We start from the raw sequence: 18,963 nt of genomic DNA on the forward strand, positions 1-18,963 counted from the left end.
CCCCGACTGCCTGAGCAGCCTGCCTGAGCTTTCGAGCACGCTCCGGAACCGGCACGACACCCTCTTGCTCGTCCAGGAGTGGGCCGAGCAGGGGGATCTCGCGCCGGAACCCCGCACATTCGTCTCTCCGCCGTACCCGGCGGACCACCGCCCCGGCACGGTCCGCGATCGACACGATCAACAGACCGCAGTCGGACAGCACAACCGGTCGCCGAGCCAGAAGGCCGACGTCCGCTCCAGGGAAGGACCCTTCGTGAGCGACACCACCGATCTGATGGGCGTGACTGCCGACAAGAGCGTCGACAGCTCCGCGTCCGCCGAAGGTGCTGCCACTGGCACCACCGCACGGCGCCGCCGCTCCGGCACCGGCCTCGATGGCATGGTCCTGGCCGAGCTGCAGCAGGTCGCGTCCGGCCTCGGCATCAGGGGAACCGCGCGGATGCGCAAGAGCCAGCTGATCGAGGTCATCAAGGAGGCGCAGGCCGGAGGATCCTCCGCGCCCGCCCCCAAGGCCGCCGCGTCCGCCGGCACGGACGCCGCGAGCAAGCCGAAGCGGCGCGCCACGTCCAAGTCGCGCACCGGTGACGAGACCGCTGCCGCGCCCGCCGCCGACAAGGCCGCCGACCAGCAGCAGATCGACATTCCCGGTCAGCCGGCCAGCGACGACCAGCCCACGGGCGAGCGCCGTCGCCGCCGCGCCACCGCACAGGCGGGCAGCCCCGACACCAAGGCCGAGGCCAAGGCCGAGGCCCGTACGGAGTCGAAGGCGGAGCCCAGGACCGAGCCGAAGGGCGAGGGCCGCCAGGACCGCGCCGACGAGCGCGGCGAGGGCAAGGCCGACGCGAAGGCGGAGTCCGCCGCGGACAACGCCGAGGGCCGTCGCGGTGACCGCCAGGACGGCCGTCGAGGCGACCGCCAGGACCGCGGTGACCGCGGTGACCGCGGTGACCGCCGGGACCGCCAGCGCGACCGCCGGGGCAAGGGCGACGACCAGGGCCAGCAGGGCGGCGGACGCCGCCAGGGCCAGCAGGGCGGCGGCCAGAACCAGGGCCAGCAGAGCAGCGGCCCGCAGGACGACGGTTACGACGACGAGGGCGGCCGGCGCGGCCGTCGGGGCCGTTACCGCGACCGCCGTGGCCGTCGAGGACGCGACGACTTCGCGACCGACGTCCAGGTGGCCGACGACGACGTCCTGATCCCCGTCGCGGGCATCCTCGACATCCTCGACAACTACGCGTTCATCCGGACCTCCGGCTACCTGCCGGGACCGAACGACGTGTACGTCTCGCTCGCCCAGGTCCGCAAGAACGGCCTGCGCAAGGGTGACCACGTCACCGGTGCGGTGCGCCAGCCCAAGGACGGCGAGCGCCGCGAGAAGTTCAACGCGCTGGTCCGTCTCGACTCCGTCAACGGCATGGCGCCGGAGACCGGCCGCGGCCGTCCCGAGTTCCAGAAGCTGACGCCGCTGTACCCGCAGGACAGGCTCCGTCTGGAGACCGACTCCAACGTCCTGACCACCCGGATCATCGACCTGGTCGCACCGATCGGCAAGGGCCAGCGAGGCCTGATCGTGGCCCCGCCGAAGACCGGTAAGACCATGATCCTTCAGGCCATCGCCAACGCGATCACGGTCAACAGCCCCGAGTGCCACCTGATGGTCGTCCTGGTCGACGAGCGTCCGGAAGAGGTCACCGACATGCAGCGGTCGGTGAAGGGCGAGGTCATCTCCTCGACCTTCGACCGTCCCGCCGAGGACCACACCACGGTCGCCGAGCTCGCCATCGAGCGCGCGAAGCGCCTCGTGGAGCTGGGACACGACGTCGTGGTCCTGCTGGACTCGATCACCCGTCTGGGCCGCGCCTACAACCTGGCGGCACCGGCCTCCGGCCGCATCCTGTCCGGTGGTGTCGACTCGACCGCGCTGTACCCGCCGAAGCGCTTCTTCGGTGCCGCGCGCAACATCGAGGACGGCGGCTCGCTGACCATCCTGGCCACCGCGCTCGTCGAGACCGGCTCGCGCATGGACGAGGTGATCTTCGAGGAGTTCAAGGGCACCGGCAACATGGAGCTCAAGCTCGACCGGAAGCTCTCGGACAAGCGCATCTTCCCGGCGGTGGACGTCGACGCGTCCAGCACCCGTAAGGAAGAAATCCTCCTCGGCACCGACGAGTTGGCCGTGGTCTGGAAGCTGCGCCGGGTGCTCCACGCGCTCGACCAGCAGCAGGCCATCGAGCTGCTCCTGGACCGCATGAAGAAGACGCAGTCCAACGCGGAGTTCCTGCTCCAGATCCAGAAGACGACGCCGGGCAACGGCAACAGCGACTGACGTCCCGTCAGGATCCATCCGGAACCGCCCCCGCCACCTCGTGGCGGGGGCAGTTGCGCGTCTTCGCCCCTTCCGCCCGTGCGGGCAACATGCTTGTGTCGGCCGCCGGTCGGCTCCGGAGGGGAGAGCCCCGTCCTGGGCGGCATCCGCGGGCCGGGCGGCTCGTGGCCCGCCTCCTCGTGAGCTCCCCTCCTGGCGGTCGCAAGCGTTCGGCCCGGAGCGGCGTGGACACCCCCCGGCCCGGCTCGCCAGGGCGGGCCCAGGGCGCGCCCGGATGCCGGCCAGGGCGGCCCCCCGGCGCCGTCCGGCAGGGGCTGGAGCGGATCCTGCGTAGCGGCCCTCCGGAACGGAGGGTCCTGTGTCCCGGAGGCCGCCCGCCCGGAGACGTTGACCACATCCGGCGGGGCCGGAATGCGACCCCGCCGGATTCGGTCCCGGGCACGAAACGCCAGGTGAACCGCCTGTTTCCGGAAGATCGGCCACTCGCTTCGAGCCACCCTCGGCCGGACCGCGGTCTCAGCTCCCTGTGCAACGCTTTTCGATGCTCCGGCCGTCCCACCGAGTGACGCCGGACCACGCCCGTGCACCACGGCAGGGGGTAACAGCGAGAAGCGGAAGAGGGAGCGCATGAGCGAGCAGGGCAGGAGCACCGGCCGAATACGCGGCACCGGCAGCCGCCGGAGGAAGCCGTCGCGGGCCCGCCGGGGCAAGACGATCGCCCTGTGGGGCGCTGCCGCACTGGTGGTCGTCGGAGGATCCGGGCTCGGCTACGCCTACGTCACCCTCAACGGGAACCTGAAGGGCGTCGACATCGACGCCGCCCTCGGCACCCACCGCCCCGACGACGTGGACAACGGCTCGCAGGACATCCTGGTGCTGGGATCGGACTCCCGCTCCGGCGCGAACGCGAAGTACGGCGCCGACCAGGGCTCCGCGCGATCGGACACCGCCATGGTCGTGCACGTCGACAAGGGCCACACGTCCGCCAGCGTGGTCTCCGTCCCGAGGGACACCCTCGTCGACCGCCCCGCCTGCACGAGCGACACCACCGGGAAGCAGGTCGGCGGGCAGAAGCAGGCGATGTTCAACACGGCGTACGCCGTCGGCGGCCCCGCCTGCGCGGTGAAGACCGTCGAGCAGATGTCCGGCATCCGCATGGACCACTACGTCGAGGTCGACTTCACCGGGTTCAAGAAGCTCATCGACGAGCTCGGCGGGGTGAAGATCACCACCTCGGAGGCGATCGACGACCCCAACAGCCACCTCGCGCTGAAGCCCGGCCCCCACACCCTGAGCGGGGAGCAGTCCCTCGGCCTGGTCCGTACGCGTGAGAGCGTCGGCGACGGCAGTGACCTGGGGCGCATCCAGCTCCAGCAGGCGTTCGTCAAGGCGCTGATGGACCAGGCGAAGAGCGTCGGGGTGTTCTCCGACCCGAAGACGCTCTTCGGGCTCGCCGACACCGCGACCAAGGCCGTCACCACCGACTCCGAGCTGGCCTCCGTGAAGAAGCTCACCGGCTTCGCCAACGGGCTGAAGGGCCTCGGCTCGTCGAACGTCGACATGGTCACGCTGCCCGTGGAGTACGACCCGGAGGCCCCGAACCGGGTGCTGCCCCAGGAGAAGGCCGGACAGCAGGTCTGGGCGGCCCTCAAGCAGGACAAGCACATTCCGGCGTCCGCCACGGCGAAGTCGGCGGGCGACAAGGGCGACGCCGGGAAGGTCGTCCGGTAACGCGCCTTCCGTCACCGGCCGGTCGCCGAGGGTTCCCCGGAAGGCGCGGGAATATGCGGGGCAGGGTCCTCGTTTTGGGAGATACGGCCGGTCCTGGCAGACTGGTACGTCGGCCCCGGTTCACGGACGTGCAATCCGCGCGATCGACCCGGAGCCCTCCCGAAACTAGGAGACACCTTGAAGCGCGACATTCACCCCGAGTACGTCGAGACCCAGGTCAGCTGCACCTGCGGTGCGTCGTTCACCACCCGGAGCACCCTCGACGGCGGCGCCATCCGTGCCGACGTCTGCTCCGAGTGCCACCCGTTCTACACGGGCAAGCAGAAGATCCTCGACACCGGCGGCCGTGTGGCCCGCTTCGAGGCCCGCTTCGGCAAGGCCGCCGGCTCCGCCAGCAAGTAGCGAGCCGATGCGCCGGTTCCCGACGCCCTTCAAGGGGCGCCGGGACCGGCGTTTTTTCCGGCTGTGCGGCCGGCCTCGCCACTGAGGCGCCCCGCCGGCGGCACACCGTCCAGCAGGCCCGCAGACGTATGACGCAGAAACCAGGAGCCCGAAGATGTTCGAGGCGGTCGAGGAACTGATCGGCGAGCACGCCGATCTCGAGAAGAAGCTCGCCGACCCGTCGGTCCACGCCGACCAGGCCAACGCGCGCAAGCTGAACAAGCGCTACGCGGAGCTGACCCCGATCGTCTCCACCTACCGGTCCTGGAAGCAGACCGGCGACGACATCGGGACGGCCCGGGAATTCGCCGCCGACGACCCGGACTTCGCCGCCGAGGTCAAGGTCCTGGAGAAGCAGCGCGAGGAGATCACGGAGAAGCTCCGTCTCCTCCTGGTCCCGCGCGACCCCAGCGACGACAAGGACGTGCTCCTGGAGATCAAGGCGGGCGCGGGCGGCGACGAGTCCGCCCTCTTCGCCGGCGACCTCCTGCGCATGTACCTGCGCTACGCCGAGCGCGTCGGCTGGAAGACCGAGATCATCGACTCCACCGAGTCCGAGCTCGGCGGTTACAAGGACGTCCAGGTCGCCGTGAAGACCAAGGGCGGCAACGGCGCCACCGAGCCCGGCCAGGGCGTCTGGGCACGGATGAAGTACGAGGGCGGCGTGCACCGCGTGCAGCGCGTGCCCTCCACCGAGTCGCAGGGCCGCATCCACACCTCGGCCGCCGGTGTGCTCGTCACCCCCGAGGCGGAGGAGGTCGACGTGGAGATCCACGCCAACGACCTCCGCATCGACGTCTACCGCTCCTCGGGCCCCGGTGGCCAGTCCGTCAACACCACGGACTCCGCCGTCCGCATCACGCACCTGCCGACCGGTGTCGTCGCCTCCTGCCAGAACGAGAAGAGCCAGCTCCAGAACAAGGAGCAGGCCATGCGCATCCTGCGCTCCCGGCTGCTGGCCGCCGCGCAGGAGGCCGCCGAGCAGGAAGCCTCCGACGTGCGCCGCAGCCAGGTGCGCACGGTGGACCGCTCCGAGAAGATCCGGACGTACAACTTCCCGGAAAACCGGATCTCGGACCACCGCGTCGGCTTCAAGGCGTACAACTTGGACCAGGTGCTCGACGGCGATCTCGGCGCCGTCATCCAGGCCTGCGTCGACGCAGACTCCGCCGCCAAGCTCGCCGCCGCATAAGCCGCACCCGTCCCGCCCCGCTCGTGAACCCGTACGGAGAACCGCGATGAACCTGCTGCTCGCCGAGGTGGCCCAGGCCACCCAGCGGCTGGCCGACGCCGGTGTCCCCTCACCGCGCTTCGACGCCGAGGAACTCGCCGCGTTCGTGCACGACGTCAAGCGGGGCGAGCTGCACCACGTGCAGGACGCCGACTTCGACGCCCGCTACTGGGAGACGATCGCCCGCCGCGAGAACCGCGAGCCGCTCCAGCACATCACCGGCCGCGCCTTCTTCCGCTACCTGGAACTCCAGGTCGGGCCCGGTGTCTTCGTGCCCCGGCCCGAGACGGAGTCGGTCGTCGGCTGGGCGATAGACGCCGTCCGCGCGATGGACGTCGTGGAACCCCTCATCGTCGACCTCTGCACCGGATCGGGCGCGATCGCGCTCGCCATGGCGCAGGAGGTCCCGCGCTCGCGGGTGCACGCCGTGGAGCTGTCCGAGGACGCCCTGCGGTGGACCCGGAAGAACGCCGAGGGGTCCAGGGTCACCGTCCACCGCGGAGACGCCCTGAGCGCCCTTCCCGAGCTCGACGGCCAGGTCGACCTGGTGATCTCCAACCCGCCCTACATCCCGCTCACCGAGTGGGAGTACGTGGCGCCCGAGGCCCGCGACCACGACCCGCAGATGGCGCTCTTCTCCGGCGAGGACGGCCTGGACACCATCCGCGGCATCGAACGCACCGCGCACCGTCTGCTCCGCCCCGGCGGGCTCGTCGTCATCGAGCACGCCGACACCCAGGGCGGCCAGGTGCCGTGGATCTTCACCGAGGAGCGGGGCTGGGCCGACGCGGCCGACCACCCCGACCTGAACAAGCGCCCCCGGTTCGCGACGGCCCGCAAGGCCATGCCGTGACCACCGGGACTCCGGCACCGCACGATCCCTACCCGCCCCACCCGTACCTGTCCGAGGAGGCCGGCTGATGGCACGGCGATACGACTGCAACGACGCGACCGACCGTACGACCGGCCTGCGTGAAGCCGCGTCCGCCGTCCGCCGCGGCGAACTGGTCGTGCTGCCCACCGACACCGTGTACGGGATCGGCGCGGACGCCTTCAGCTCGGAGGGCGTCGCCGACCTGCTCGACGCCAAGGGCCGCGGCCGCAACATGCCGACCCCTGTCCTGATCGGCTCGCCGAACACCCTGCACGGCCTGGTCACCGACTTCTCCGAGCAGGCCTGGGAGCTCGTCGACGCGTTCTGGCCCGGAGCCCTCACACTCGTCGCCAGGCACCAGCCGTCGCTCCAGTGGGACCTCGGCGACACCCGCGGCACCGTCGCCGTACGGATGCCCCTGCACCCGGTCGCCATCGAGCTCCTCACGGAGGTCGGCCCGATGGCCGTCTCCAGCGCCAACCTCACGGGACACCCCTCGCCCGAGGACTGCGACGCCGCGCAGGAGATGCTCGGCGACAGCGTCTCCGTCTACCTCGACGGCGGCCCGACGCCCGGCATCGTCCCGTCGTCGATCGTCGACGTCACCGGCAGGATCCCCGTACTGCTGCGGGCCGGCGCGCTCTCGGTCGAGGAACTCCGCAAGGTGGTACCCGACCTCGAGGTGGCCAATTGACCGCCCCTGAGGGGCGTGGCATAGCGGGGCGGCACGACACTTTCCGCATCCTCCACGTCAGCACCGGCAACGTCTGCCGCTCGCCCATCACCGAGCGGCTGACGCGGCATGCCCTCGTGGACCGCCTCGGGGATCCGCTCAGCGGCGGCCTCATCGTCGAGAGCGCGGGCACCTGGGGACACGAGGGTGCGCCCATGGAGGCCAACGCCGAGGTCGTCCTCGCCGACTTCGGCGCCGACGCCACCGGCTTCGTCGGCCGCGAGCTCCTCGACGAGCACGTGATCCGCGCGGACCTGGTCCTCACCGCCACCCGCGACCACCGGGCCCAGGTGATCTCCATGGGCCACTCCGCGGGTCTGCGGACCTTCACCCTCAAGGAGTTCACCCGGCTGGTGCGGGCCATAGACCCCGCGACGCTGCCGGACGCCCGGGAGGAGGGCGTCGTCGAGCGCGCCCGCGCACTGGTGCGCGCCGCGGCGGCCCTGCGCGGCTGGCTGCTGGCCCCCACCGCGGAGGCGGACGAGGTCTACGACCCGTACGGCGCCCCGATCACCTTCTTCCGCTCCATCGGTGACGAGATCAGCCAGGCCCTCGACCCGGTCATGACCGCGCTGACCGGGGTGCGCGCCCCGCACTGAGCCGCTGACGGCCCACCCGCCCGGGGCGAGGTGCGCCGACCGGCGTAGAGGGGCCTGCGGCAGCGGGCAGGCGGCCCGGGGCGGGCCTACATTGGATCTGACGCCACGCACCCCTCCTCCAGGCCCGGAGCCCCCGATGCCGGTCACCACTCCAGCCGCACCCGCACCCGCGCCGCCGACGGCCCTCTCCGGGGCCACCGTGCCGCAGGACTTCGACGCGCTGCTCCGCCAGGACCCGGAGGTCGGATCCATCCTGCTGGCCGAGGCGGGCCGGCAGGCGAGCACCCTCCAGCTGATCGCCGCCGAGAACTTCACCTCACCCGCGGTCCTCGCCGCCCTCGGCTCCCCGCTCGCCAACAAGTACGCCGAGGGCTACCCCGGCGCCCGGCACCACGGCGGGTGCGAGCAGGCCGACGCCGCGGAACGCCTCGCGGTCCGGCGGGCCATGTCCCTCTTCGGCGCCGAGCACGCCAACGTCCAGCCGCACTCCGGCTCCTCCGCCGTCCTGGCCGCCTACGCCGCCCTGCTGCGCCCCGGTGACACGGTGCTGGCCATGGGACTCCCGTACGGGGGACATCTCACCCACGGCGCTCCGGGCAACTTCTCCGGGCGCTGGTTCGAGTTCGCCGGCTACGGCGTCGACCCCGACACCGGCCTGATCGACTACGCGCAGGTGCGCGCCCTGGCCCGGGCCCGTCGCCCCAAGGCGATCGTCTGCGGGTCGATCTCGTACCCCCGGCACCCCGACTACGAGCACTTCAGGGACATCGCCGACGAGGTCGGGGCCTATCTGATCGCGGACGCCGCCCACCCGATGGGGCTGGTCGCCGGGGGAGCGGCGCCGAGCCCCGTGCCGTACGCCGACGTGGTGTGCGCCACGACGCACAAGGTGCTGCGCGGACCGCGCGGCGGCATGATCCTGTGCGGCGTCGAGCTCGCCGAGCGGATCGACCGCGCGGTGTTCCCCTTCACGCAGGGCGGCGCCCAGATGCACACCGTCGCGGCGAAGGCCGTCGCCTTCGGGGAGGCGGCGTCGCCGTCCTTCGCGGTCTACGCCCACCGGGTCGTCGCCCACGCCCGCGTCCTCGCCGCGGCCCTGGAGTCGGAGGGCTTCGAGATCACCACGGGCGGCACGGACACCCACATCGTCGTCGCGGACCCCGGCCCGCTGGGAGTCGACGCGGCGACCGCCCGTGAGCGGCTGACGGCCGCCGGGATGGTGCTGGACACCTGTGCGCTGCCGTACGGGGACGCGCGCGGGCTCAGGCTCGGCACCGCGGCCGTCACCACCCAGGGCATGGACGAGGACGACATGGCACGGATCGCCTCGCTGTTCGGTGCGGCCGTGCGGTCCGGGTCCGACACGGGTGGCCTGCGGGCCGAGGTGCGGGGACTGGTGGAGCGCAACCCGCCGTATCCGGGGTAGTCGGTGCGGACGAGCCCTGTGCAACCAACACCCGTGGCTCGGTGTCCTTGCTCATGAGACTAGGGTGTGGGGCTGAGATGGCCGGCGAATTCTGTGGGGCAGCCCGTGCGTGATTACCTGCTGACGCTCTGTGTCACGGCCGCAGTGACCTATCTGCTGACCGGACCGGTGCGGAAGTTCGCCATCGCGGTCGGGGCGATGCCCGCGATCCGTGCGCGTGACGTCCACCGGGAACCGACACCCCGGCTCGGTGGCATCGCCATGTTCGGCGGACTCTGCGCGGGGCTGATCGTCGCGGACCACCTGTTCAACCTGAACGGCGTCTTCGAGCTCTCCAACGAACCCAGAGCACTGCTCTCCGGCGCGGCCCTGATCTGGCTGATCGGCGTCCTGGACGACAAGTTCGAGATCGACGCCCTGATCAAGCTCGGCGGGCAGATGATCGCCGCCGCCGTGATGGTCATCCAGGGCCTGACGATCCTGTGGCTGCCCATCCCCGGCGTCGGCACGGTCGCGCTCACCCAGTGGCAGGGCACGCTGCTCACCGTCGCGCTGGTCGTGATCACCATCAACGCGGTCAACTTCGTCGACGGGCTGGACGGCCTCGCGGCCGGCATGGTCTGCATCGCCTCCGCCGCGTTCTTCCTCTACACCTACCGCCTCTGGTACGGGTACGGCATCGAGGCGGCCGCCCCCGCGACGCTCTTCGCGGCGATCCTGATGGGCATGTGCCTGGGCTTCCTCCCGCACAACATGCACCCCGCGCGCATCTTCATGGGCGACTCCGGGTCGATGCTGATCGGTCTCGTCCTCGCCGCGGGCGCCATCTCCGTCACGGGCCAGGTCGACCCGGACGCGATGAAGCTCTTCGAGGGCAGCGAGCGGCAGGCGACCCACGCGATGCTGCCGGTCTTCATCCCGCTGCTGCTGCCGCTGACGATCATCGCGATCCCGGCCGCCGACCTCGTGCTGGCCATCGTGAGGCGCACCTGGAACGGCCAGTCACCGTTCGCGGCCGACCGGGGGCACCTGCACCACCGGCTGCTGGAGATCGGGCACTCGCACAGCAGGTCCGTGCTGATCATGTACTTCTGGTCCGCGCTGATCGCCTTCGGGGCCGTCGGCTACTCCGTGCACTCCGCGTCGCTCTGGATCGTGCTGGTGATCGTGGGCCTCAGCGCCGTGGGCCTGGTCCTGCTGCTCATGCCGCGCTTCACGCCGCGGGCCCCGCACTGGGCGGAGGCCTTCGTGCCGCCGCGCTACCGCAGGCGCTCGCGCGATGGCCAGGAGGAGTCCGCGGACACGGCGGACGTCACCTCGGAGGGTCAACAGGGCGCGGACGACTCGCACATGGCGTCCCCGGTGGAGGAACGGGCCCCGGTGGCCGTGGGCGTCTCCGGCGTCAACGGCGCGACCGCGATCGGCCCCCGTTCGCGGTTCACGAATCGGGACCGTGCCGACTCGCCGCGTTAGCAGCCACGGCACAGAACTCCCCATACCAGACAATGCCGCGTGATGTTCTGCACACACGCGCGAACTAACTCTCATGTGTGACAGCTGGCACACTTTCTGAGTAAAGACCTCATCAAATAGTTTGTGATACCGTTCACGAAGCCCGGTGAGGAGCCGAAGGACCTGAGTAGCACGGTCCATTGGCCCGAGGCATCGACTCGGACCGGGCCTACTCTCGTCCCTGACGACCACTGCCCACCCCCTGCCACGCGGAGTAACCGCCATGCCGTCCAACGACGCCCGGACTCTCCTCCACACCGCCGTGCCCACTGCTGCCGTCGGTGTTGTCGCCGTCGCTGTCAGCGCTGCGCTCGCCGGCGGCAAGGGGGCGATCGGCGCGGCGGTCGGGACGCTGGTGGTGATCCTCTTCATGGGGATCGGGCTCGGCGTCCTGCAGCGCACGGCGAAGTCCCTGCCGCACCTGTTCCAGGCCATGGGGCTGGTGCTCTACACGGTCGAACTGCTGCTGCTCTTCGTCTTCGTGGCCGCCTTCCAGAACACGACGCTGTTCAACCCGCGGGCCTTCGCCGCTTCGCTGATCGCAGCGACGCTGGCGTGGGTCGCGGCGCAGATCCGCGTGCACATGAAGACCAAGATCCTTTACGTCGAGCCGGACTCGTCCGCGGGCAAGACGCCCGAGAACATGGGGTCTTCGACGTGAGGGGTAGGGCCGGGATAAGCGAGCGTTCGAGACCCTGCTATCGTCCGGTGCCAACTGCGGCACTGCGGGCGCGGGCATCAAATTCGGCGCCTGCTTCATCGCGAGGCCTCATGCCTGAGCCGCCCCCCATCCGTAAAACCAGTCCAGTGCCGACCAGCGGCTGCTTGCCGCGCCGACACAACGAGGTTGCCGTACCTATGCGCCACGCTGAAGGAGCCCGCGGTGAGTGCTGACCCGACGACGGTGCTCGCCTTCGAGACCGACTGCCACATCTTCGACGGATGCGGCTTCCCGGCTCCTGGCCTGCACTCCTTTGTTTTCGAGCCGATGTTCACCGTCGGCGGCATCGAGATCAACAAGCCGATGCTGCTGGCGGTCCTGAGCACCGTTGTCGTCGTCGGCTTCTTCTGGGCCGCCTTCAACAAGCCGAAGGTGGTGCCCGGAAAGCTCCAGATGGTCGCCGAGGCGGGTTACGACTTCATCCGCACCGGTGTGGTGTACGAGACGCTCGGCAAGCGCGAGGGCAAGAAGTACGTGCCCCTCATGGTCTCGCTGTTCTTCTTCATCTGGATCATGAACCTCTGGGCGATCATTCCCTTCGCCCAGTTCCCGGTGGTCTCGGTCATCGGATTCCCGGTGGCGATGGCCGCGATCGTCTACATCCTGTGGGTCAGCCTGACCTTCAAGCGGCACGGATTCGTCGGTGGCTGGAAGAACATCTCCGGCTACGACCCGACGATCGGCCCGGCTCTTCCCTTCGTCATGCTCATCGAGATCATGTCGAACCTGCTGATCCGGCCGTTCACCCACGCCGTGCGACTCTTCGCCAACATGTTCGCCGGCCACGTGCTGCTGCTGATCTTCACGATCGCCAGCTGGTACCTGCTGAACGGCATCGGCATCGCCTACGCCGGTGTCTCGTTCGTGATGACCATCCTGATGACCGCCTTCGAGCTGTTCATCCAGGCGCTGCAGGCCTACGTGTTCGTCCTTCTGGCCTGCAACTACATCCAGGGCGCTCTCGCAGAGAACCACTGAGCAGCAGCCCGGCACCACCCCCCGATAGTCGTCCGGTGGCCAACCCCCACCGGTTCTGAAAGAGAAGGAAGAAACGGCATGTCCGCTCTTGAGACCCTCGCCGCCGTCAACATCACGGGCAACCTCGGTTCCATCGGTTACGGCCTCGCCGCGATCGGCCCCGGCGTCGGCGTCGGCATCATCTTCGGTAACGGCACCCAGGCGCTGGCCCGCCAGCCCGAAGCAGCCGGCCTGATCCGCTCGAACCAGATCCTCGGCTTCGTGCTCTGTGAGGCGCTCGCCCTGATCGGTCTCGTCATGCCCTTCGTCTACCCGGTCGACTAATTCGCGGCATTCTGACTGCCCGAAGCGACGAAAGGCATTGATGTGAACGCCCTACAGCTGGCGTCCGAAGGAGAGATCCAGAACCCGCTGATCCCTGCGGTTCCTGAGATCATCATCGGCCTCATCGCCTTCGCCATCGTCTTCGGTTTCCTCGCCAAGAAGCTCCTCCCGAACATCAACAAGGTTCTGGAAGAGCGCCGCGAGGCCATCGAAGGCGGTATCGAGAAGGCCGATGCGGCCCAGACCGAGGCCCAGAGCGTTCTTGAGCAGTACAAGGCTCAGCTCGCCGAGGCCCGCCACGAGGCCGCTCGTCTGCGCCAGGAGGCGCAGGAGCAGGGTGCCGTCATCATCCAGGAGATGAGGGCGGAAGGTCAGCGGCAGCGCGAGGAGATCATCGCGGCCGGCCACACCCAGATCGAGGCCGACCGCAAGGCCGCGGCGTCCGCGCTGCGTCAGGACGTGGGCTCCCTCGCCACCGCCCTGGCCGGCAAGCTCGTCGGCGAGTCCCTCGAGGACCACGCTCGGCAGAGCGGCACCGTCGACCGTTTCCTCGACGAGCTCGAGGCGAAGGCCGAGGCCGTCCGATGAACGGAGCGAGCCGCGAGGCGCTGGCCGCCGCACGCGAGCGCCTCGACGCACTGACCGACTCCACGTCGGTCGACGCGGCGAAGCTCGCCGAGGAGCTGGCAGCCGTCACCGCGCTGCTCCACCGCGAGGTGTCGCTGCGCCGGGTCCTCACCGACCCGTCGCAGGGTGGCGAGGCCAAGGCCGAGCTGGCCGGACGACTGCTGAGCGGACAGGTGGGCGGCGAAGCCGTGGACCTGGTCTCCGGCATGGTCCGTTCCCGCTGGTCGCAGTCGCGTGACCTGGTCGACGCGGCGGAGGAGCTGGCGAGCACCGCCGACCTCACCGCGGCCCAGCGCGCGGGCGTGCTCGACGACGTCGAGGACGAGCTGTTCCGGTTCGGCAGGATCGTCTCCTCCGACGTGGCACTGCGCTCGGCCCTGACCAGCAAGTCGGCCACGGCATCCGCCAAGAGCGAGCTGCTCCGCAGCCTGCTCGGCGGCAAGGCCCAGCCCGTCACCGAGCGCGTGATCACACGCCTCGTGACGCAGCCCCGAGGACGTAGCCTGGAAGCGGGACTCGACTCCCTGTCCAGGCTCGCCGCGGAGCGCCGGGACCGCATGGTCGCCGTCGTCACCTCGGCGGTGCCGCTGTCGGATCGCCAGAAGGAGCGCCTCGGCGCCGCCCTGGCGAAGATCTACGGCCGGCAGATGCACCTGAACCTGGACGTGGACCCCGAGGTCCTCGGTGGGATCTCGGTGCGCGTCGGTGACGAGGTCATCAACGGCACGATCGCGGAGCGCCTCGAAGAGGTCACCCGCAGGATGGCCGGCTGACGGCGCGCAGCGCCCACACCGCACCAACTGAACGAGCAAGAATTGCGGCCCGGTTGGGCCGTGCAGAAATTGCAGAAGATTCCTGGGGGTCGCCCCCAGACCCCCTTAAGAAACTTCGGGCCCAACAAGGAGAGCAGGGAACCCCAGATGGCGGAGCTTACGATCCGGCCGGAGGAGATCCGGGACGCACTGGATAACTTTGTCCAGTCGTACCAGCCGGACGCGGCCTCGCGCGAGGAGGTCGGGACGGTCAGCGTTGCCGGCGACGGCATCGCGAAGGTGGAGGGTCTGCCCTCCGCCATGGCGAACGAGCTGCTGAAGTTCGAGGACGGAACCCTCGGTCTCGCCCTCAACCTCGAGGAGCGCGAGATCGGTGCGATCGTCCTCGGCGAGTTCAGCGGAATCGAGGAGGGCCAGCCGGTGCAGCGCACCGGTGAGGTGCTCTCCGTCGGCGTCGGCGAGGGTTACCTCGGCCGCGTCGTCGACCCGCTCGGCAACCCGATCGACGGTCTCGGCGAGATCGCGACCGAAGGCCGTCGCGCCCTCGAGCTGCAGGCCCCTGGCGTCATGGTCCGCAAGTCGGTGCACGAGCCGATGCAGACCGGCTACAAGGCCGTCGACGCCATGGTGCCGATCGGCCGCGGCCAGCGTCAGCTGATCATCGGCGACCGTCAGACGGGTAAGACCGCTCTGGCCGTCGACACGATCATCAACCAGCGCGACAACTGGCGCTCGGGCGACGTGAACAAGCAGGTGCGCTGCATCTACGTCGCCATCGGTCAGAAGGGCTCCACGATCGCCTCCGTGCGCGGAGCGCTCGAAGAGGCCGGCGCGCTGGAGTACACGACCATCGTCGCCGCCCCGGCGTCCGACCCGGCCGGCTTCAAGTACCTGGCGCCGTACACCGGTTCGGCCATCGGCCAGCACTGGATGTACGACGGCAAGCACGTCCTCATCATCTTCGACGACCTCTCGAAGCAGGCCGACGCCTACCGCGCCGTGTCGCTTCTGCTGCGCCGCCCGCCGGGCCGTGAGGCCTACCCGGGCGACGTCTTCTACCTGCACTCGCGTCTGCTGGAGCGCTGCGCCAAGCTCTCCGACGACATGGGCGCCGGCTCGATGACGGGCCTCCCGATCGTCGAGACCAAGGCGAACGACGTGTCGGCGTTCATCCCGACCAACGTCATCTCCATCACCGACGGCCAGTGCTTCCTGGAGTCCGACCTGTTCAACGCGGGTCAGCGTCCGGCGCTCAACGTCGGTATCTCGGTCTCCCGAGTCGGTGGCTCCGCCCAGCACAAGGCCATGAAGCAGGTCTCCGGCCGACTGCGCGTGGACCTCGCCCAGTTCCGTGAGCTGGAGGCGTTCGCCGCCTTCGGTTCCGACCTGGACGCGGCCTCCAAGGCGTCGCTGGAGCGCGGCAAGCGCATGGTCGAGCTGCTGAAGCAGCCGCAGTACGCCCCGTTCCCGATGGAGGAGCAGGTCGTCTCCGTCTGGGCCGGCACCACGGGCAAGATGGACGACGTCCCGGTCGAGGACATCCGCCGCTTCGAGAGCGAGCTGCTCGAGTTCCTGCGCCGCGAGCGCAAGGACCTCCTGACCAGCATCGCCGAGGGCGGCAAGATGTCCGACGACACGCTGCAGTCGATCGCCGACGCGATCGCCGCCTTCAAGCAGCAGTTCGAGACCTCGGACGGCAAGCTCCTGGGCGAGGGCTGATCGATGGGCGCTCAGCTTCGCGTTTACAAGCGCCGCATCCAAGCCGTCACCGCGACCAAGAAGATCACCAAGGCGATGGAGATGATCGCCGCCTCGCGCATCGTCAAGGCGCAGCGCAAGGTGACGGCGTCGATGCCGTACGCGACCGAGCTCACCCGTGCGGTGACCGCGGTCGCGACCGGCTCGAACACCAAGCACCCGCTCACCACCGAGGCCGAGTCCCCGGCCCGGGCGGCGGTCCTGCTCCTCACGAGCGACCGCGGTCTGGCCGGCGGCTACTCCTCCAACGCCATCAAGGCGGCGGAGCGGCTGAGGGAGCGGCTGGCGGCCGAGGGCAAGGAGGTCGACACCTACATCGTCGGCCGCAAGGGTGTCGCGTACTACGGCTTCCGTGAGCGCAAGGTCTCGGAGTCGTGGACCGGCTTCACCGACAGCCCCGAGTACTCGGATGCCAAGAAGATCGCCGAGCCCCTCATCGCGTCCATCCAGAAGGACACGGCCGAGGGCGGCGTCGACGAGCTGCACATCGTCTTCACGGAATTCGTGTCGATGATGACGCAGAACGCGGTCGACGGCCGGATGCTGCCGCTGTCGCTCGACAAGGCAGAGGAGGAGAGCACCGAGAAGGGTGAGATCCTCCCGCTGTTCGAGTTCGAGCCGTCGGCGGAGGACGTCCTCGACGCCCTTCTGCCGCGCTACGTCGAGAGCCGTATCTACAACGCACTGCTGCAGGCCGCCGCTTCCGAGCACGCCGCCCGCCGCCGTGCGATGAAGTCGGCGACCGACAACGCCGGGGATCTGATCAAGAGCCTCTCCCGGCTTGCCAACGCGGCCCGCCAGGCCGAAATCACCCAGGAAATCAGCGAGATCGTCGGCGGTGCAGGTGCGCTGGCCGACGCGTCCGCGGGGAGTGACAAGTAATGACGACGACAGTTGAGACGGCCGCTGCCACGGGCCGCGTCGCCCGGGTCATCGGCCCGGTCGTCGACGTGGAGTTCCCCGTCGACGCGATGCCGGAGATCTACAACGCCCTGCACATCGAGGTCGACGACCCGGCCGAGGCCGGCGCTCGTAAGACGCTGACCCTGGAAGTCGCCCAGCACCTGGGTGACGGCATGGTCCGCGCGATCTCGATGCAGCCCACCGACGGCGTGGTCCGCCAGGCTCCGGTGATCAACACGGGCGAGGGCATCACCGTCCCCGTCGGTGACATCACCAAGGGCAAGGTGTTCAACACCCTCGGCCAGATCCTGAACGAGCCGGAGGCCGAGGCGCAGATCACCGAGCGCTGGCCGATCCACCGCAAGGCCCCGGCCTTCGACCAGCTCGAGTCCAAGACCGAGATGTTCGAGACCGGCCTGAAGGTCGTCGACCTGCTGACCCCGTACGTCAAGGGCGGCAAGATCGGTCTGTTCGGTGGTGCGGGCGTCGGCAAGACGGTCCTCATCCAGGAAATGATCATGCGTGTGGCGAAGCTGCACGACGGTGTGTCGGTGTTCGCCGGTGTCGGCGAGCGCACCCGTGAGGGCAACGACCTCATCGACGAGATGACCGACTCGGGCGTCCTGGAGAAGACCGCGCTGGTCTTCGGCCAGATGGACGAGCCGCCGGGCACCCGTCTTCGGGTCGCGCTGTCCGCCCTGACCATGGCGGAGTACTTCCGCGATGTGCAGAAGCAGGACGTGCTGCTCTTCATCGACAACATCTTCCGCTTCACGCAGGCCGGTTCCGAGGTCTCCACGCTGCTCGGCCGCATGCCGTCCGCAGTGGGTTACCAGCCGACCCTGGCCGACGAGATGGGTGTGCTCCAGGAGCGCATCACCTCGACGCGTGGTCACTCGATCACCTCGATGCAGGCGATCTACGTCCCCGCGGACGACCTGACCGACCCGGCCCCGGCCACCACGTTCGCCCACCTCGACGCGACGACGGTTCTCTCCCGTCCGATCTCCGAGAAGGGCATCTACCCGGCCGTGGACCCGCTGGACTCCACGTCCCGCATCCTGGACCCGCGCTACATCGCGCAGGACCACTACGACACGGCCAGCCGTGTCAAGGGGATCCTGCAGAAGTACAAGGACCTCCAGGACATCATCGCGATCCTCGGTATCGACGAGCTGGGCGAGGAGGACAAGCTCGTTGTCCACCGTGCCCGTCGCGTCGAGCGCTTCCTGTCGCAGAACACCCACGCCGCCAAGCAGTTCACCGGCCTGGACGGTTCGGACGTTCCGCTCGACGAGTCGATCGCCGCGTTCAACGCGATCTGTGACGGGGAGTACGACCACTTCCCCGAGCAGGCGTTCTTCATGTGCGGTGGCATCGAGGACCTCAAGGCCAACGCCAAGGAGCTCGGCGTCTCCTGAGCCTCCGGCTCACCGAGGGGGGTGGGTGTGTCCCGCCCCCCTCACCACGCCCCGTAGAATTGACCCAACACCCGGCACGACCGCCGGGTGGTGACCCGAGGAGCCACCCTTGGCTGCTGAGCTGCATGTCGAGCTGGTCGCCGCGGACCGCAGTGTCTGGTCCGGCGAGGCCACCCTCGTTGTCGCGCGTACCACGTCCGGCGACATCGGCGTCATGCCCGGTCACCAGCCGCTTCTGGGTGTGCTGGAATCGGGCCCCGTGACGATCCGTACGAGCGACGGCGGGACGGTTGTCGCCGCTGTGCACGGCGGTTTCATCTCGTTCGCGGACAACAAGCTGTCACTGCTGGCGGAGATCGCCGAGCTGGCTGACGAGATCGACGTCCAGCGCGCCGAGCGTGCGCTGGAGCGTGCGAAGTCGGACACGGACGCGGGCGCCGAGCGCCGCGCGGACGTGCGACTGCGCGCGGTGGCGGCGCACTGAGCGTCCCCACGAGGAGTTTTTGACTCAGCCGCGGCCCGAGCTGGAGAGATCCAGACCGTGTCGCGGCTGAGGCGATGCAGGTGCAGTGCGGTATCCGTTGC

Annotated in this window: 18 protein-coding genes; all 18 read left to right on the top strand. The window is 69.5% G+C overall.

Annotated elements, in window-relative coordinates:
* The first annotated feature begins 253 nt into the window (after positions 1-253).
* Complete coding sequence (gene rho / locus B9S57_RS10900; protein ID WP_103515371.1) at positions 254-2,326, top strand: transcription termination factor Rho; 2,073 nt, start codon at positions 254-256, stop codon at positions 2,324-2,326.
* A 627-nt stretch (positions 2,327-2,953) separates the two neighbouring features.
* Positions 2,954-4,057, top strand: a complete 1,104-nt coding sequence (locus B9S57_RS10905) for an LCP family protein (protein ID WP_103515341.1) — start codon at positions 2,954-2,956, stop codon at positions 4,055-4,057.
* Between the two features lie 177 nt (positions 4,058-4,234).
* Positions 4,235-4,459 (top strand): 50S ribosomal protein L31, encoded by a 225-nt coding sequence (gene rpmE, locus B9S57_RS10910; protein ID WP_033298361.1) that lies wholly within the window; start codon positions 4,235-4,237, stop codon positions 4,457-4,459.
* A 154-nt stretch (positions 4,460-4,613) separates the two neighbouring features.
* Positions 4,614-5,690 carry a peptide chain release factor 1 gene (prfA, locus tag B9S57_RS10915; RefSeq protein ID WP_103515342.1) on the top strand — a complete coding sequence of 359 codons (1,077 nt, stop codon included), beginning with the start codon at positions 4,614-4,616 and terminating at the stop codon, positions 5,688-5,690.
* Positions 5,691-5,736: 46 nt separating this feature from the next.
* Complete coding sequence (gene prmC / locus B9S57_RS10920; RefSeq protein ID WP_103515343.1) at positions 5,737-6,582, top strand: peptide chain release factor N(5)-glutamine methyltransferase; 846 nt, start codon at positions 5,737-5,739, stop codon at positions 6,580-6,582.
* 67 nt (positions 6,583-6,649) lie between these two features.
* A complete protein-coding gene (locus tag B9S57_RS10925) occupies positions 6,650-7,297 on the top strand; it encodes an L-threonylcarbamoyladenylate synthase (protein WP_103515344.1) in 648 nt (215 codons plus the stop codon).
* A complete protein-coding gene (locus B9S57_RS10930; protein WP_033298366.1) occupies positions 7,294-7,935 on the top strand; it encodes a low molecular weight phosphatase family protein in 642 nt (213 codons plus the stop codon). Before B9S57_RS10925 ends, B9S57_RS10930 begins: the two co-directional genes overlap by 4 nt.
* A 136-nt stretch (positions 7,936-8,071) precedes the next feature.
* Positions 8,072-9,361, top strand: a complete 1,290-nt coding sequence (gene glyA / locus B9S57_RS10935; RefSeq protein WP_103515345.1) for a serine hydroxymethyltransferase — start codon at positions 8,072-8,074, stop codon at positions 9,359-9,361.
* Positions 9,362-9,454: 93 nt separating this feature from the next.
* Positions 9,455-10,834, top strand: coding sequence for an MraY family glycosyltransferase (locus tag B9S57_RS10940; RefSeq protein WP_181011314.1), 1,380 nt, complete (start codon positions 9,455-9,457; stop codon positions 10,832-10,834).
* Between the two features lie 262 nt (positions 10,835-11,096).
* Positions 11,097-11,534 carry a hypothetical protein gene (locus B9S57_RS10945; RefSeq protein ID WP_103515347.1) on the top strand — a complete coding sequence of 146 codons (438 nt, stop codon included), beginning with the start codon at positions 11,097-11,099 and terminating at the stop codon, positions 11,532-11,534.
* Between the two features lie 222 nt (positions 11,535-11,756).
* On the top strand, positions 11,757-12,572 hold the full coding sequence (atpB, locus tag B9S57_RS10950; RefSeq protein ID WP_103515348.1) for a F0F1 ATP synthase subunit A: 816 nt from the start codon (positions 11,757-11,759) through the stop codon (positions 12,570-12,572).
* A 78-nt stretch (positions 12,573-12,650) separates the two neighbouring features.
* Positions 12,651-12,896, top strand: a complete 246-nt coding sequence (gene atpE / locus B9S57_RS10955; RefSeq protein WP_014048348.1) for an ATP synthase F0 subunit C — start codon at positions 12,651-12,653, stop codon at positions 12,894-12,896.
* Positions 12,897-12,938: 42 nt separating this feature from the next.
* Positions 12,939-13,484 (top strand): F0F1 ATP synthase subunit B, encoded by a 546-nt coding sequence (locus tag B9S57_RS10960; RefSeq protein ID WP_103515349.1) that lies wholly within the window; start codon positions 12,939-12,941, stop codon positions 13,482-13,484.
* Entirely contained in the window at positions 13,481-14,296 is an 816-nt protein-coding gene (locus tag B9S57_RS10965; RefSeq protein ID WP_103515350.1) for a F0F1 ATP synthase subunit delta, read from the top strand. The genes B9S57_RS10960 and B9S57_RS10965 overlap by 4 nt, the downstream gene beginning before the upstream one ends.
* Before the next feature lie 147 nt (positions 14,297-14,443).
* Complete coding sequence (gene atpA, locus B9S57_RS10970) at positions 14,444-16,015, top strand: F0F1 ATP synthase subunit alpha (protein WP_073745255.1); 1,572 nt, start codon at positions 14,444-14,446, stop codon at positions 16,013-16,015.
* Between the two features lie 3 nt (positions 16,016-16,018).
* A complete protein-coding gene (locus B9S57_RS10975; protein ID WP_103515351.1) occupies positions 16,019-16,936 on the top strand; it encodes a F0F1 ATP synthase subunit gamma in 918 nt (305 codons plus the stop codon).
* On the top strand, positions 16,936-18,378 hold the full coding sequence (gene atpD, locus B9S57_RS10980; RefSeq protein ID WP_103515352.1) for a F0F1 ATP synthase subunit beta: 1,443 nt from the start codon (positions 16,936-16,938) through the stop codon (positions 18,376-18,378). The genes B9S57_RS10975 and atpD overlap by 1 nt, the downstream gene beginning before the upstream one ends.
* Before the next feature lie 109 nt (positions 18,379-18,487).
* Positions 18,488-18,862, top strand: coding sequence for a F0F1 ATP synthase subunit epsilon (locus tag B9S57_RS10985; protein WP_014154046.1), 375 nt, complete (start codon positions 18,488-18,490; stop codon positions 18,860-18,862).
* Positions 18,863-18,963: the final 101 nt, after the last annotated feature.

The organism is Streptomyces sp. SM10, assembly GCF_002910915.1.
Lineage (GTDB): Bacteria > Actinomycetota > Actinomycetes > Streptomycetales > Streptomycetaceae > Streptomyces.